Annotated in this window: 12 protein-coding genes; 11 read left to right on the top strand and 1 reads right to left on the bottom strand. The window is 41.7% G+C overall.

All coding sequences use genetic code 11. The features are described 5' to 3' along the window. Positions 1–89: 89 nt before the first annotated feature. Positions 90–2,195, bottom strand: coding sequence for a molecular chaperone HtpG (htpG, locus tag ACDD58_RS15930; protein WP_370778370.1), 2,106 nt, complete (start codon positions 2,193–2,195; stop codon positions 90–92). 302 nt (positions 2,196–2,497) lie between these two features. Here htpG and ACDD58_RS15925 point away from each other — a divergent pair, with 302 nt between their 5' ends. From ACDD58_RS15925 to ACDD58_RS15875, 11 genes are all read left to right on the top strand, one after another. Further along, positions 2,498–3,526: a stealth family protein gene (locus ACDD58_RS15925; RefSeq protein WP_243006924.1), complete on the top strand. Its 1,029-nt coding sequence runs from the start codon at positions 2,498–2,500 to the stop codon at positions 3,524–3,526. Between the two features lie 12 nt (positions 3,527–3,538). Beyond that, entirely contained in the window at positions 3,539–6,379 is a 2,841-nt protein-coding gene (locus tag ACDD58_RS15920; protein WP_243103006.1) for a hypothetical protein, read from the top strand. 196 nt (positions 6,380–6,575) lie between these two features. Next, positions 6,576–7,793 (top strand): iron-containing alcohol dehydrogenase, encoded by a 1,218-nt coding sequence (locus ACDD58_RS15915; protein WP_117922293.1) that lies wholly within the window; start codon positions 6,576–6,578, stop codon positions 7,791–7,793. 223 nt (positions 7,794–8,016) lie between these two features. Continuing rightward, positions 8,017–8,178, top strand: a complete 162-nt coding sequence (locus ACDD58_RS15910) for a hypothetical protein (RefSeq protein WP_117922294.1) — start codon at positions 8,017–8,019, stop codon at positions 8,176–8,178. A gap of 216 nt (positions 8,179–8,394) precedes the next feature. Next, a complete protein-coding gene (gene ppdK / locus ACDD58_RS15905) occupies positions 8,395–11,031 on the top strand; it encodes a pyruvate, phosphate dikinase (protein WP_117922295.1) in 2,637 nt (878 codons plus the stop codon). 246 nt (positions 11,032–11,277) lie between these two features. Beyond that, positions 11,278–11,913, top strand: coding sequence for a TetR/AcrR family transcriptional regulator (locus ACDD58_RS15900; protein ID WP_117922296.1), 636 nt, complete (start codon positions 11,278–11,280; stop codon positions 11,911–11,913). 37 nt (positions 11,914–11,950) lie between these two features. After that, a complete protein-coding gene (locus ACDD58_RS15895; protein WP_241070692.1) occupies positions 11,951–12,130 on the top strand; it encodes a hypothetical protein in 180 nt (59 codons plus the stop codon). 6 nt (positions 12,131–12,136) lie between these two features. Further along, complete coding sequence (locus tag ACDD58_RS15890) at positions 12,137–12,241, top strand: FMN-binding protein (protein WP_334294428.1); 105 nt, start codon at positions 12,137–12,139, stop codon at positions 12,239–12,241. 25 nt (positions 12,242–12,266) lie between these two features. After that, a complete protein-coding gene (locus tag ACDD58_RS15885) occupies positions 12,267–13,040 on the top strand; it encodes an EFR1 family ferrodoxin (protein ID WP_370778367.1) in 774 nt (257 codons plus the stop codon). Between the two features lie 106 nt (positions 13,041–13,146). Continuing rightward, positions 13,147–14,391 carry an erythromycin esterase family protein gene (locus ACDD58_RS15880; protein ID WP_370778366.1) on the top strand — a complete coding sequence of 415 codons (1,245 nt, stop codon included), beginning with the start codon at positions 13,147–13,149 and terminating at the stop codon, positions 14,389–14,391. A gap of 87 nt (positions 14,392–14,478) precedes the next feature. Next, positions 14,479–15,675 (top strand): exonuclease SbcCD subunit D, encoded by a 1,197-nt coding sequence (locus ACDD58_RS15875; protein ID WP_117922298.1) that lies wholly within the window; start codon positions 14,479–14,481, stop codon positions 15,673–15,675. Positions 15,676–15,690: the final 15 nt, after the last annotated feature.

The raw sequence follows: 15,690 nt of genomic DNA, 5'->3' as shown, positions 1-15,690 counted from the left end.
TGTAAAATTAGAATTAAATGAAAAAAGCGATGCACGGTTTTAACCGGTGGCATCGCTTTTTTTGATCTAATAAACTGGATGACTCATATTTATTTTGCTAAAAGCATCATGATCTGGTTGCTGCGCTGTACAAATTTGGACATTGCATCAACAGACAGAGGCTGGTTTGAAAGCATTGCAAGATCGTATAACTGTTCGCAGAACATCGGAACATGCTCAGAATCCTTGTGCTCGAAAATGTATTTTACAAGTTCGTTATTTGCATTTAACGTCAGGGTCTGATCTGCTGCAAACATGTTCGGGTCCATACCGCCCATGCCGTTCATTGCGTACATCTTCATCATATCCTGCATACGTCTGCCTTCCTCGGAGAGAGTGATGACAGAAGCAATATCAGCATTTTTCAGTTTCTCGACTTTGACAGTCAGCTTGTCATTGTTTAAGGCTTTTTTGAATACATCCGTCAGGGTATCTGTCTCAGCCCTTAAGTCCTCAGCAGAAATCTCGTCCTTTAAGGATTCTGTCACATCTGCATCGATACGCATGAATTTATAATGCTCGTTGCGCTGTTCCAACTGTGAAATGAAGGAAGTATCAATGTTGTGGTCTAAGATGACAGCGTCCATGTTCTGCTCTTTGAACATCTTGATGTACTGACCCTGTTGAAGTTTGTCAGTTACATAGTAGATTACCTTGCGCTCGTCTTTTTCCTCTGCATTTTCATTTGCAGCATCAGCGTTTTCGGATTTGATCGGATTGCCATCAGCGTCTAATACTTCAGCTTCAGCTTTTTTCGCTTCGTCTTTCTTTTCTTCCTCTTTGACTAAGAGTTCCGGAAGAGTAAGATATTTGTCATCGAGATTCTTAAACAGGATGTAATCGTTCATCTTGTCACAGAATTTGGTATCTTTTAAGCAGCCGAATTTGATAAATGGGCTGATGTCATCCCAGTATTTCTCATAGTTTTCTTTATCCGTCTTGCACATGCCGATCAGTTTGTCTGCAACTTTCTTGGTGATGTACTCGGAAATTTTCTTTACAAAGCCATCATTCTGTAATGCGCTTCTGGATACGTTAAGCGGCAGATCCGGGCAGTCGATCACACCTTTTAAGAGCATTAAGAACTCAGGAATGACCTCTTTGATGTTGTCAGCGATAAATACCTGATTATTGTAAAGTTTGATGGTTCCCTCGATAGAATCATATTCCGTATTGATCTTCGGGAAGTACAGGATACCTTTTAAGTTGAATGGATAATCCATATTTAAGTGGATCCAGAACAGCGGCTCCTTGTAGTCTAAGAATACTTTACGGTAAAATGCCTTGTATTCTTCATCCGTACACTCGTTTGGATTTTTTGCCCAGAGCGGGTTTATATCGTTAAGTGGAACCGGACGTTTTACGATCTTTAATTTATCTTTTGCAGGGGAAACTTCAACGACTTCTTTTTCGCCGTTCTCATTTTCTTTTTCCTCTGTTTTTGCTTCTTCATGGATCGTCTCCACAACGGTATCAGTGTCTAATTTATCAGCAGCGTCGATCGTCTCATATTCGGTCTCGGCATTTGCTTTTTCAAGGAAGATCGGGGTAGGCATGAAAGAGCAGTACTTTTCGATGACTTCTCTTGCACGGTACTCGTTGGAGAACTCAACAGCATCTTCATTTAAGAAAAGGGTGATCTCAGTACCGACGCCTTCTTTATTGCCGTCAGCCATATTAAATTCTGTACCGCCATCGCAGGACCAGTGAACAGCTGTTGCACCGTCTTTGTAAGATAAAGTATCGATCGTTACCTGATCGGCTACCATGAATGCGGAGTAAAAACCAAGTCCGAAGTGACCGATGATCTGATCGTCGTTTGCTTTGTCCTTATATTTTTCAATAAAATCAGTTGCACCGGAAAATGCGATCTGGTTGATATATTCCTCAACTTCGTCTGCAGTCATACCAAGACCGTTATCGATGAATTTTAAGGTCTTTTCCTCCGGATTTACGACAACGTGAATTTCCGGTTTGTAGTCTGCCGGTAATGTATATTCGCCCATCATCTCAAGTTTTTTTAATTTCGTGATAGCATCACAGCCGTTACTGATCAGCTCACGGAAGAAAATATCGTGATCGGAATATAACCATTTTTTGATAATCGGAAACAGATTATCACTGTTAATTGAAAGATTTCCATGTTTCTCTGCCATATTCAAACACTCCTTTATGATCGTTATAAAATGCAGCGGAGCAGATCCGCTTCGCTGCTGCCTGAATCTAATATTATAACCGTAAATTTTAAAAGTCAATAGAAAATCAGCACTCTTTTTAAATGAGTGCTAACAAAAACAACGAAAATGCTTTAAAATCGGGAAAAACAGGATTTCTTAAAAAAATATAAATTAAGCAGATAAATGGGATTTTCATTTTGCGGGATTTGTTTTATCATGATAGAAGTAAAAATTATCATGCAGATGAAAAAGATGTTTGCTGGGCAGAAATGGAGATTATTATGACACGCGACAATAACATTCCGGAAATTGATTTTGTGATCACATGGGTAGATGGCAATGATCCGGACTGGCAGAAACAGAAAATGGAGTACAGTATGCAGCCGGATCTGTCGCAGAAACAGGATGACAGAAAAGAGAGATACAGAGACTGGGATCTGCTGAGGTACTGGTTTCGTGGTGTGGAGCGTTTTGCACCATGGGTGCGCAGGATACACTTTGTTACATGGGGGCATCTGCCATCCTGGTTAAATAAAGAACATCCGAAGTTAAATATTGTAAATCATAAAGATTTTATTCCGGAAAAATATCTGCCGACATTTAATTCACATGCCATTGAGTGGAATATGCACAGAATCCCAGGTCTGGCAGAGAATTTTGTATATTTTAATGATGATATGTTTCTGATAAAAAAGGTCAGACCGGAACAGTATTTTAAAAATGATCTTCCGGTGGATATGCTGGCTCTTCAGCCTGATGTGGCAAATACAAAAGATCAGGTCATGCCATATATTTACCTGAATAATACCATGCTTCTGGCAAAATATTTTGACAAACGTGAAAATATGAAAAAACAGCCGGGAGCATATTTCCATCCCGGTTATCCGTTTATGTATTTTATTTATAATATGTTAGAACTGGCGTTCCCATTGTTTACAGGATTTTACACGGTTCATGGGCCGTCTTCTTTTAAAAAGAGTACTTTTGTGAAAATGTGGGAATTAGAACCGGAGTTGTTAAACGAGGTGTGCAGCCATAAATTTCGTCAGAAAGAGGATGTCAGCCAGTATGTGCTCAGGGAGTATCAGAAACTGACAGGCGGTTTTGTTCCCGGCAATGTAAGAAAACTCTGCCGGTATTATGATGTCTCAAATGATAACAGCAGGATTGTGGCTGATATAGGTCATCAGAAGAGTGGAAGCGTCTGTTTGAATGACAGCAATCAGGAGATTGATTTTGAATGGGCAAAAAAAGAACTTCATATGGGATTTGCACAGATCTTGAAGGAAAAATCTGCATTTGAAAAGTAAGAGGTGAAAAAAGTGATCGTATTAAAAGCAGATAGCGAATTAAAAATGACATTTGAACGGCTGATAAAGACCATGCATGCAAATGTAAACTGGACAGGTCTTTTTGTGGCACTTGATAATTATCTCATTTTACAGGGGGAAGTGCGCTCCCTGTTTTTTCATTTTGACAGCAGAAAAGTGGCGGAAAATATTGTAGATCTGCCGATCAAAGAAGATGAGATCAAAGATACCGATGAGGCAGCAGTACGGGATGTGATCAATATGATCCTGTATGCATTTGGAAAATGGGGGACGATCCAGGGACTTCGTGTGGAAAAAAATACGGAGCAGCTGAATACTCTTTTCGGGCATGTGCTTGCAGGAATCTATATTGAACCGGAATATACCACGCAGTATTTCCGTTTTTATCATGCAGGAAAGCGTATTACCTATGAAGATGTGATACAGGCGGCACTTGAGGCAAAAGAAGCAGTGCAGAAGGAAGAGGAAGCAGACGAGGAACAGGGACTCTGGCATAAAGTTGAATGGAAGATGGCGCATACTGTTTTTGAGAGAACAGAACTTTCACTGTCAGAAAGAGCAAAAGGCAGGATTGGCAATAACTTTTATAAAGTTGGTTACCGCTGCCCAAAATGCAAAGGAAATCTGCATATGATCATGTATCCGAAAGGAAAAGAGTTTCGGATTGAGACGCCTGAGGGAGTAGTCCTTTTGGCAAAAGCATGTACCTGTGCGGCGTGTCACAGATTTTATACGCCGCGCCCATGGAAACTTCTTGGAGACGGCGATATTTATCTGATGGATTTTGAGGAGGATAAAAAGGCATACGAAGATTATCTTGAGCTGATGGGGCGTAACGGCGAGCATGAGGCAAACAGTCGTTATAATGAATATGAGGACGGCAGAAAGCCGGCGGGTGTCGAGGATGAGCAGCAGCCACTTGAGGAACTGTGCGAGGATCTGCCGGAATATTCAGATGCAGACTTTGAGGAATTATTAAATAAGATAGAAGAGGGATTTTTCCCGGAAAGCAGTATTGCAGCCTGCGAACCTGCCATACAGGAGGAAAAAAAGCGTCGTAAAAAGTTAAAGAGTACGCCTGCATCAGATCAGGACGAAGTCACAGATGATGAAGAAGAGCAGGATGAGAGCAAGAACCGGCACGAAGAAAAACAGCATGGAAATGAAAGCGCGGGTGAAAGTGGATGGAAGCGGAACGAGCGGGAAGAAAAGCAGGCAGATGCACGCCGGAATGAGGAGAAAAGTCTGCATGTAAATGCACGACAGAGTGAGAATGAAAGACGTGAGGGAAATATTTCACGGAATGAGAACGAAAGGCTGTATGCAGATGCACGTCAGGATGAAACCGAACGACGCCATGTGAAAGGTTCCCGATATGAGAGTGACAGCAGGCAGCCGCACGAAGCTGGGCAGATCAGCGGGGAATCGTCCGATGAAAAATATGCACAGGTAAATAATGCGGAGGCACAGAAAGTCCGCGAGACTTATCAGGCTAAATTTGGAGTCGCAGACCGTATGTCAGAGCGCCAGCTTTCCGAATTAAAACACCAGCTCATGCATGAAACAAGAATTTCGCCCGAAGAGCGGAAACAATACCTGGATATGTTAGAGGAAAAAGAACAGGACAGAAAGCTTACCGCGTTAAATAAAAAGGCAGAGAGCTGCGCAGATAAAAATTATGCCGTGATGCGCCGTGTCTATGACGAGATTGCAGAGGAAAAGCTGCCGCAGGAGAAAAAACAGAATCTGCTTTTAAATCTGAAACAGAAAATGCAGACACAGGCAGAGCGGGAAGTCGCAGAGCTGGTTGGAAAAATGCCGCCTAATATGGACAGGGCACGTTACCATGCACTTCGGGAGAAATTAAAAGAATACGAAGGAGTAGATTTAACCCCATATCAGGAACGGTTAGAATCGCAGAAAAATCTTGCCGAACAGCAGGAAATAAAAAATATGATCCGCCAGTCGAGAAAAATCACCAGAGATGATCTGACAGAGCTTAAGGAGCGTCTGAAAGAAAAGGAGTTTGAGCCGGGGCTGGTTTTGCCGTATTTTGAGCAGATCGAGAACAAAATCCGCCAGATGGATGAAAATGAGATTGCAGAGATTGCCGGTGATCCGGTGCATATGTCCTTTGAGGAGGGAATGGATGCATATCAGAAGATAGCAGACGGACCTTATTTACCAGATCTGAAAGATAATGCATTAGAACTTTTAAGCAGGCGTCTCTCAAAGATCAAGACGGATGAATGTGAACAGCTGGTAAATAAACTCAAAAATGAACTGAAAGAAGCGGGTATCGCTGAAAATCAGAAACACTATTTTTATCCGGCAAGAAAAGTGCTGTTAAAACAGGCAGCACCGCAGGAAACAGAGGTTATCGATTATGCCATGGCATCCTATGCCGCAGGAAACGGTCTGTTCGAATACCCGATCTTTGTGGTGGATACATCGCGGAATAACAGTGGAAAAGAGGGAATCATTCTGACGCCGGAACATCTTTATTACAGTACTCTTATGACATCCTACCGGATCGATGTGTCATCTGTTCTGGAGATCAGTGCATCCACAGGACTTTTAAACCGTGGAGTTTATGTGACTGAAAAAAATGGAAAAAAGACGAAAATTCCGTATGCGGTGGACAATAAGCAGCTGACGGCATATGCGGGAGTGTTAAACGAATTTATACATTACCTGCAGGAAAAACCGGATTCGAGAAATATTTCTTATCTGGCGAAAGAAAAACATGATACGATCTGCTGTTTCCGCTGTGGTTATGTATATAAGGGAGGAAATGTCTGCCCGAAATGTGGATTTAAGAACAATGCTTAGAAAATATTAAGAATTATTAAAAATGCATAAAATAGCTTCTTATTTTTGAAAAGTGTGATATAATATTACTATACATATTGTTATTTAATTAACAAAATATGTGACAGTTACATAAAAATTGCACACAGTTAAGGACACATAAAATACAGTATTGTGTCAGGGGGCAGCCAGAGGATGGCAGCAGATTGGAGGAAAGATGGCAAGATTTACATTACCACGCGATTTGTATCATGGAAAAGGGGCATTAGAAGCATTAAAGACGTTTGAAGGCAAAAAGGCGATCATCTGTGTAGGCGGTGGTTCCATGAAACGTTTTGGCTTCTTAGACCGTGCAAAACAGTATCTGGAAGAAGCCGGTATGGAAGTACAGCTTTTTGAGGGAATTGAGCCGGATCCATCTGTGGAGACTGTAATGAAGGGTGCAAAAGCGATGGAGGAGTTTGAACCAGACTGGATCGTTGCGATCGGAGGAGGTTCACCGATCGATGCAGCGAAGGCAATGTGGATTAAATACGAGTATCCGGATATCACATTTGAGGATATGTGCAAAGTGTTCGGCATTCCGAAACTTCGCAAAAAAGCGCATTTCTGTGCAATTTCTTCCACTTCAGGAACTGCAACAGAGGTAACAGCATTCTCTATTATTACAGATTATCAGAAAGGTATCAAATATCCGATCGCTGATTTTGAGATCACACCGGATGTTGCGATCGTAGATCCTGAACTTGCAGAGACGATGCCGCAGAAACTTGTTGCACACACCGGAATGGATGCAATGACACATGCGATCGAGGCATATGTATCTACTGCAAACTGTGATTTCACAGACCCGCTTGCACTGCATGCGATCAAGATGATCCAGAGAGATCTGGTAGGATCTTATAACGGGGATATGGAAAAGAGGGATAACATGCACAATGCACAGTGCCTTGCAGGTATGGCATTTTCCAATGCACTGCTTGGTATCGTTCATTCCATGGCACACAAGACGGGTGCAGCATTTGCAGATTACGGTGCACATATCATCCACGGTGCAGCAAATGCAATGTATCTGCCAAAAGTTATCGCGTTCAATGCAAAAGATGAGACGGCAAAGAAACGCTATGGTGAGATCGCTGATTTTATGGGACTTGGCGGAGATTCTTTAGATGAGAAAGTTGATCTGCTGATCAGATATCTGCGCGGCATGAATGATGACTTAAAGATTCCGCACTGCATCAAAAATTATGGCGCAGACAGTTATCCGGTGGAGCAGGGATTTGTGCCGGAAGAGGTATTCTTAGAGAGACTGCCGGAAATCGCAGCCAATGCCATCTTAGATGCTTGTACCGGATCGAATCCGCGTCAGCCGAGTCAGGAGGAGATGGAGAAACTGCTGAAGTGCTGCTACTATGATACGGAAGTAGATTTCTAGGATTTTTAGAGTCTGAGAATAAAAAGGAAAAGAAAAAGACAGACGGATTTTCCGGTTGGGAGGGAATGATCCGTCTGTTTTTATGTGCGTTCAGCGAAGCCGATGCATGGGCTTAAGTCATTCTCGTGGACTTGCTGTGGGCTTATTTTATCCTTTGGACTTACGACTTTGAACTTTGTGCCCTGTGGTTGTGGGTCCTTTTCTGGTTTATCTGAGATTCCAGATGCACCGGCAGCTACTGTTTCCAACTTGTGCTGGTTCTGCGTGGATCATAAAAGTTGACACCACATGGTACCGTGATAAAAAATGTACCAAAAAGGTAACCTCAATTAAAAAAGGCAGCACAGGGAAAATGACGCTGTATGCGAAGTGGAAAAAGAAATAAATACTTACAAAATGTTCCACATCACGAAACAAAGTTTTACATTGTGAAAATGTAACAAAAAAACAGGGATAAATAGCAAAAAAAATGTTGCTATTTAGACAAAATATGATAGAATGAATATGTGCGTTTTAGAAATGTACATGACATGGCTTGATTATGGAAACAAATACAGTGTCCATAATTACATAGTAATATAATTTAGGAGGAATTATCAAAATGGCAAACAAATGGGTGTATATGTTTAGCGAAGGCGACATGACCATGCGTAACCTGCTTGGCGGTAAAGGTGCCAACCTTGCAGAGATGACAAGCATCGGACTTCCTGTACCACAGGGATTCACAATCACAACAGAGGCTTGTACACAGTACTATGAAGATGGTCGTAAGATCAACGACGAGATCATGGCTCAGGCTATGGAAGGCGTTAAGAAAATGGAAGAGATCAACGGAAAGAAATTCGGCGATCTTGAGAATCCATTGTTAGTATCTGTTCGTTCAGGAGCAAGAGCTTCCATGCCAGGTATGATGGATACCATCTTAAATCTTGGTTTAAATGACGAAGTAGTTGCTGCTATGATCAAAGGTAATCCGGATCCTGCATTCGAGCGTTTCGTATATGACTCATATAGACGTTTCATTCAGATGTTCTCAGATGTAGTTATGGAAGTTGGTAAAAAATACTTCGAGCAGCTCATCGACAAGATGAAAGAAGAAAGAGGCGTTAAATTCGATATCGACCTCACAGCAGCTGACTTAAAAGAGTTAGCAGAGCAGTTCAAGGCTGAGTACAAGAATCAGTTAGGAACAGATTTCCCTTCAGATCCTGTTGAGCAGTTAAAACTTGCTATCGAGGCTGTATTCCGTTCATGGGACAACCCACGTGCGAACGTATATCGTCGTGATAACGATATCCCATATTCCTGGGGTACTGCAGTTAACGTAATGCCTATGGTATTCGGTAACTTAAATAACGAATCTGGTACAGGTGTTGCATTTACACGTGATCCTGCAACTGGTGAGAACAAACTGATGGGTGAGTTCTTAATCAATGCACAGGGTGAGGACGTAGTTGCCGGTGTTCGTACACCTATGCCGATCGCTCAGATGGAGAAAGAGTTCCCGGAGGCATATGCAGACTTCCTTAAAGTTTGTGAGACTCTTGAGAATCACTATCATGATATGCAGGATATGGAGTTCACCGTTGAGAACAAGAAGTTATACATGCTTCAGTGCCGTAACGGTAAGAGAACAGCTCCAGCTGCACTTAAGATCGCTTGTGATTTAGTAGACGAGGGACATAAGACTCCGGAAGAGGCAGTCGCTATGATCGATCCTCGTAACCTTGATACATTACTTCATCCACAGTTCGATGCTGCTGCATTAAAAGCTGCTACACCGATCGGAAAAGGACTTGGTGCTTCTCCGGGTGCTGCCTGCGGTAAGATCGTATTCACAGCAGAGGATGCTGAAGAGTGGAATGCAAGAGGAGAGAAAGTCGTATTGGTGCGTCTTGAAACTTCTCCGGAAGATATTACTGGTATGAAAGCTTCCCAGGGTATCTTAACAGTTCGTGGTGGTATGACATCTCACGCAGCCGTAGTTGCACGTGGTATGGGTACCTGCTGTGTATCCGGATGTGGCGATATCGCTATGGACGAAGAGAATAAGAAATTCACATTAGCTGGCAAAGAGTTCCATGAGGGAGATTATATCTCTATCGATGGTACAACCGGTAACATTTACGATGGAGCTATCAAGACAGTTGACGCTACGATCGCTGGTGAGTTCGGACGTGTTATGGCATGGGCTGATCAGTTCAGAACTCTTAAGGTTCGTACAAATGCAGATACTCCTGCAGATGCTAAGAAAGCTCGTGAGCTTGGTGCAGAAGGTATCGGTCTCTGCCGTACAGAGCATATGTTCTTCGAGGAAGACAGAATCGCTGCTTTCCGTGAAATGATCTGCTCCGATACAGTAGAAGAGAGAGAAGCTGCATTAGAGAAGATCCTGCCATATCAGCAGGGAGACTTCGAAGCATTATATGAAGCTCTGGAAGGCAACCCAGTTACTATCCGTTTCCTTGATCCGCCTCTTCATGAGTTCGTTCCTACTGAGGAAGCTGACATTGAGAAACTTGCAAAAGCTCAGGGTAAATCTGTTGAGACAATTAAGAACATCATCGCTTCTTTACATGAGTTCAACCCAATGATGGGACACAGAGGATGCCGTCTTGCAGTTACTTATCCGGAAATTGCAAAGATGCAGACAAAAGCTGTTATCCGTGCAGCAATCAACGTTCAGAAGAAACATTCTGACTGGACTGTAAAACCTGAGATCATGATCCCATTGGTTTGCGAAGTAAAAGAGTTAAAATATGTAAAACAGGTTGTTGTTGAGACAGCAGATGCTGAGATCGCAGCAGCAGGTATCAAACTTGATTATGAAGTAGGTACTATGATCGAGATCCCAAGAGCTGCTCTTACAGCTGATGAGATCGCTAAAGAGGCTGACTTCTTCTGCTTCGGTACAAACGACTTAACACAGATGACATATGGATTCTCTCGTGACGATGCTGGTAAGTTCTTAAATGCTTACTATGATAAGAAAATCTTCGAGAACGATCCATTTGCAAAACTTGACCAGACAGGTGTTGGTAAGTTAATGGAGACAGCTATTAAACTTGGAAAACCGGTTAATCCGAAACTCCATGTTGGTATCTGTGGTGAGCACGGTGGAGATCCTTCATCTGTTGAGTTCTGCCACAAGATTGGTCTGGATTATGTATCCTGTTCACCATTCCGTGTGCCGATCGCTCGTTTAGCTGCAGCACAGGCTGCTATTGCAAATAAATAATTTGTTGTAAGGTAAAATGCTGCCTGTGCTGCATGCACAGTGCAGCAATTGCAAACAAATAATGTGTATTGCATAAATTAAAAAGGGGATATGTTATTTTTGGGAGAAGGTAATATATAGAGAGAAGACCCGCATGAACCGAAAGGTTTGTGCGGGTTTTTTTGTGTGTAAGGGTAAGGATTGACAATCCATATATTTGTCAATATAATTAAACTGAGAGTTTAATTAATAAAAAAGGAGAGGTATATGGGACGAAGAAAAAAAGAACCGAGGGCAGTACATAGAGAAAATATTGCGTCAGCGGCATCGGTATTGTTTATGGAAAATGGAATTACGGCAACTTCCATGAGCGATATAGCAAAAGCTGCCGGGTACAGCAAAGCTACGTTATATGTATATTTTGAAAACAAAGAGGAGATCGTTGGTCTGCTGGTTTTAGAGAGCATGCAAAAATTATATGGATATATAGTTGCTGCGTTAGAAGAGCAGCAGACAACAAGGGCGAGATACGATATGATCTGTAAAGGTTTAATACAGTATCAGGAGGAATTTCCGTTTTATTTTAAAATGGTGTTAGACAAAATTAATGTTGATTTTAAAGATCATGATTATCTGCCGGAAGAGAAAGCTACCTATCAGGTAGGGGAAGAAATCAATGAAAAAATGAAAGAATTTTTAGCGGCAGGCATTCAAAAAGGCGATTTGCGTGAAGATTTAAAAATAATGCCTACGATCTTTCAGCTTTGGGGAATGTTAGCAGGACTGATACAGCTTGCGGCGAATAAGGAAGAATATATCAAAATGTCGATGGATTTATCGAAGAGCGAATTTTTAGAGGATGGGTTTTGCATGCTGTATCATTCCATAGAAAATATTCTATAGAAAAATACCAGAATAATAGAAAAAGGAGGAGTTTGAAATGAGTATATCCAGAAAAAAGATAGTGATGATTCTTATTATGTTGTTTCTTCTTTTAGCATTAATTTTTGGAACTGCTTATATAGATCGTGTTGGAGAGTATAAGCGGGCTGTAAAGGAAACGACTATTGAAGAAGTAAATATTTCGGATATTCCGGATGGAGTTTATATCGGAGAATAAAATGAGATCGTTGATGAACAGAGAATAGACGTCGATACCGTTTCAGGTGCGACGAATTCGAGTATTGTTATTAAGAAGGCGGTTGAGGTTGCACTTAAAGGAGCTGCATAAAATTTTATTGGGAGTGAGTAAGTGTATGTTAGGAATCTATTTGAGTGGTACAGGCAATACGAAACATTGTGTTACAAGACTGGTGAAATTAATTGATGCGTCAGCCGATGTGGTTCCATTAGAGGATGAATCTGTTACTGATAAAATAAAAAGGAATGAAACGATTATCCTGGGATATCCGACGCAGTTTTCGAATGCACCATATATGATCAGAGATTTTATCCAAACGCATGCCTCTTTATGGAAGGGCAAGAAAATGATATGTGTCGCGACCATGGGAGCATTTAGCGGGGACGGCGCCGGATGTGCGGCGAGACTTCTGAAAAAATACGGAGCAGTAATCTTAGGCGGCGTACATATTAAAATGCCGGATTCCATATGTGACAGTAAAATGTTGAAAAAATCAGTGGAAGAAAATGAAAAGATCATCAGGAAAGCGGATGAAAAAGTGAAAGAAGCTGCAGAACGGATCAGGCAGGGGGATTATCCTGCGGAGGGACTGACAATTTTCGCCCATATAGCAGGACTTATTGGACAAAGGCTCTGGTTTTATAAAAAAACGGCGGGATATACCGACCAGCTAAAAATAAATCAGGATTGCGTGGGATGTGGTAAGTGTGCAAAAATCTGCCCCATGAAAAATATCACGATGGAGAATGGAAGACCTCATCCAGGTGGCAAATGTACGATGTGTTACCGCTGTATATGTAATTGTCCACAAAAGGCGATCACACTTTTGGGAAGTAAAGTTATCTTGCAATATAAATTTGAAGATTCTTCCAATCTTACAAAAATGTAAGATTTATCAGGGAAATGTAAGCTAATAAAATGGCGGTACATTTCCTTTTTTGTTAAGATAAAGTCGTGAATTAAGTAAAGCAGATAATTTTTGGGGAGGGAAATTTATGAAAAAGAAAAAACATTCGCGAATCTGGGTTGTCGTAGGTATAATCCTGCTGGGTATAGTTGCTGTCGGCAGTATATATTCTCATTTTGGAGGATTTGGTACCGGACCATGTGCTGATGAAACGGAATTTATGCAATACGCAGACCAGGTGGATAATATAAAAATACCGGAGAAAACAAAGATTGTGGCATTAGGGGAAGCATCCCATGGAAATGTAGAGTTTCAGCAGTTAAAACTTTCCGTATTTCAAAATCTGGTGGAAAATGCCGGGATAAGGGCATTTGCACTGGAGGGAGACTATGGCGGATGTGAGTATGTGAACCGTTACATTCACGGCGGGGAAGGAACGGCAGAGCAGGCTGCCGCGGCGATTGGCTTTGCAATATACAGAACCGATGAGATGGCAGATCTGATTTCTTATATGCGAAAATACAATGAGACTGCAAAGGCTGGAGATGACTTAAGATTTTATGGGTTTGACATGCAAAACTGGTCCTATAATCTGCAGTATCTGACCGAGGCATGTAAAGCGTCAGGAATCGACGTAACTGAACTGAAAAAATTAGAAGACAATGACGAGGCAGACGGCGGCTATGATATTGAGGAACAGACCAGGATTATAATGGAGATAAAAAAAGAATTGCAGGAATCAGATGCGAAAGACATTAAACAGGCAGATCATCTGGCAGATACGCTGCTGCAGAATATTTCTCTTGGAAAAGTGATCGATTCTGCCGTAGAAGGAAATGCGCTCAGAGATCAACGGATGGCAGAAAATGTGATGTGGATTCTTTCTATGGAAGAACAACGGGGGAATGCATGTATTTTTATTTCCGGTCACAATGGACATATAGAGCGGTCTGGAAATTATGGCACGGATAACAGGGTTATGGGAAATATTTTATCGGATGAACTTGGAGAAGGATATTTTGCAATAGGAACAGATTTTTACAAGACAAACTGCAATCTTCCGAAAAGTGATGGAAAGCGTATCACGCACACGTTTTATTCGTATGATCCTCTTGCAAAAGCCGCGAAGAAAGCCGGTTATGATATGTGCTGGCTGGATTTTTCAAAGGTTCCGGAAAATTCAAAACTGAAAGAACAGATTACAGATCATGTTTCTATGGGATCATTAGGAGAGGGTTACAGTGCGTTTTTTATGAGTATTTTCCCTCAAAGTTACCGCATATCACAATCGCCGGAAAAATTGTATGATGGAATGATTTTTGTGAAAAAGTAACAAAAACAAAACATATGTTTGCATTGCGCGGTGTTATGTGGTACATTTAAATCAAATATTACGATTGATATAGTACAGGGGGAGAACATGAAATTTCTTCATATCTCAGATTTACATATTGGGAAACGTGTCAATGAGTTTTCCATGATCGAAGATCAGAAATATATTTTACGGCAGATCAAAAAAATTGCATTGGAGCAGCAGGTGGATGCAGTTATGATCGCGGGGGATATTTATGATAAGCCAGTTCCGTCTGCAGAGGCGGTACAGTTGTTTGACAAGTTTCTGACAGAACTTGCAGATTGCGGGAAAAAGGTATTTGCAGTCAGTGGAAACCATGATTCAGCGGAACGCATTGCATTTGGTGCGCAGCTTATGAGCAGCCGGGAAGTTTATGTTTCTCCGGTTTATGATGGAGAGGTAAGATGCGTTACCTGTCAGGATGAATACGGAGAACTGTGTATCTGGCTGCTTCCGTTTATACGTCCTGCGGTTGTGCGCCATGCGTGGAGAAATGTGACAGAGGGGATATCTATTGGGAAAAATGATGCCGGGACAAAACAGGATCTTGCGAAAGAAGATAACGTGGAGACAGTGGAAACATATCAGGATGCACTGCAGTATGTCGTATCACACATGCCGGTAGACATATCAAAGCGTAATATATTAGTGGCACATCAGTTTGTGACAGGTGCAGCCCGTTGTGAGTCGGAAGAAGTTTCTGTTGGCGGATTAGACCAGATCGAGGCGGGAGTATTTAATATTTTTGATTACGTTGCACTGGGGCACATTCACAGTCCACAGTATATCAGCCGGGAGACACTGCGTTATTGCGGAACACCGCTCAAGTATTCTTTTTCAGAGGCAGAACAGGAAAAGTCTGTTGTTGTTATGGAGATAAAGGAGAAGGGGGATATCTGTATTGAAAAGGTTCCATTGAAACCTCTTCGTGATCTGCGTAAGATTCGTGGAACCTACATGGAACTGATGGCAAAAGATTTTTATGAGGGCACAGAAACGGACGATTATCTGCAGATCACGCTGACTGATGAGGAAGATGTCCCGGATGGAATGGCGAAACTTCGGACGGTATATCCCAATCTGATGCAGCTTGTCTATGATAATAGCAGAACCAGACAGAGCAGGCAGGTTGAAGTGACGGAGCATGTGGAGCAAAAGTCAGAGATAGAATTGTTTGAAGAATTTTACGAGATACAAAATAATCAGCCGATGAATGAAGAACAGCAGAATTTTGTAAAAAAACTATTAGAGGAATTACATTAATATTGTAAATAACTA

The organism is Roseburia sp. (assembly GCF_041325975.1).
Classification (GTDB): domain Bacteria; phylum Bacillota; class Clostridia; order Lachnospirales; family Lachnospiraceae; genus Roseburia; species Roseburia rectibacter.
The sequence above is the reverse complement of the archived record's forward strand: the minus strand, read 5'-3'. Positions and strand labels throughout refer to the sequence as shown.

Excerpts from the sequence above, each read along its gene's own strand:
- ACDD58_RS15880 (WP_370778366.1), top strand. The coding sequence starts at position 13,147 with ATGAAAAAGAAAAAACATTCGCGAATCTGGGTTGTCGTAGGTATAATC.
- ACDD58_RS15925 (WP_243006924.1), top strand. The coding sequence starts at position 2,498 with ATGACACGCGACAATAACATTCCGGAAATTGATTTTGTGATCACATGG.
- ACDD58_RS15895 (WP_241070692.1), top strand. The coding sequence starts at position 11,951 with ATGAGTATATCCAGAAAAAAGATAGTGATGATTCTTATTATGTTGTTT.
- ACDD58_RS15910 (WP_117922294.1), top strand. The coding sequence starts at position 8,017 with ATGCACCGGCAGCTACTGTTTCCAACTTGTGCTGGTTCTGCGTGGATC.
- htpG (WP_370778370.1), bottom strand. The coding sequence starts at position 2,195 with ATGGCAGAGAAACATGGAAATCTTTCAATTAACAGTGATAATCTGTTT.
- ACDD58_RS15915 (WP_117922293.1), top strand. The coding sequence starts at position 6,576 with ATGGCAAGATTTACATTACCACGCGATTTGTATCATGGAAAAGGGGCA.
- ACDD58_RS15875 (WP_117922298.1), top strand. The coding sequence starts at position 14,479 with ATGAAATTTCTTCATATCTCAGATTTACATATTGGGAAACGTGTCAAT.
- ACDD58_RS15900 (WP_117922296.1), top strand. The coding sequence starts at position 11,278 with ATGGGACGAAGAAAAAAAGAACCGAGGGCAGTACATAGAGAAAATATT.
- ppdK (WP_117922295.1), top strand. The coding sequence starts at position 8,395 with ATGGCAAACAAATGGGTGTATATGTTTAGCGAAGGCGACATGACCATG.
- ACDD58_RS15885 (WP_370778367.1), top strand. The coding sequence starts at position 12,267 with ATGTTAGGAATCTATTTGAGTGGTACAGGCAATACGAAACATTGTGTT.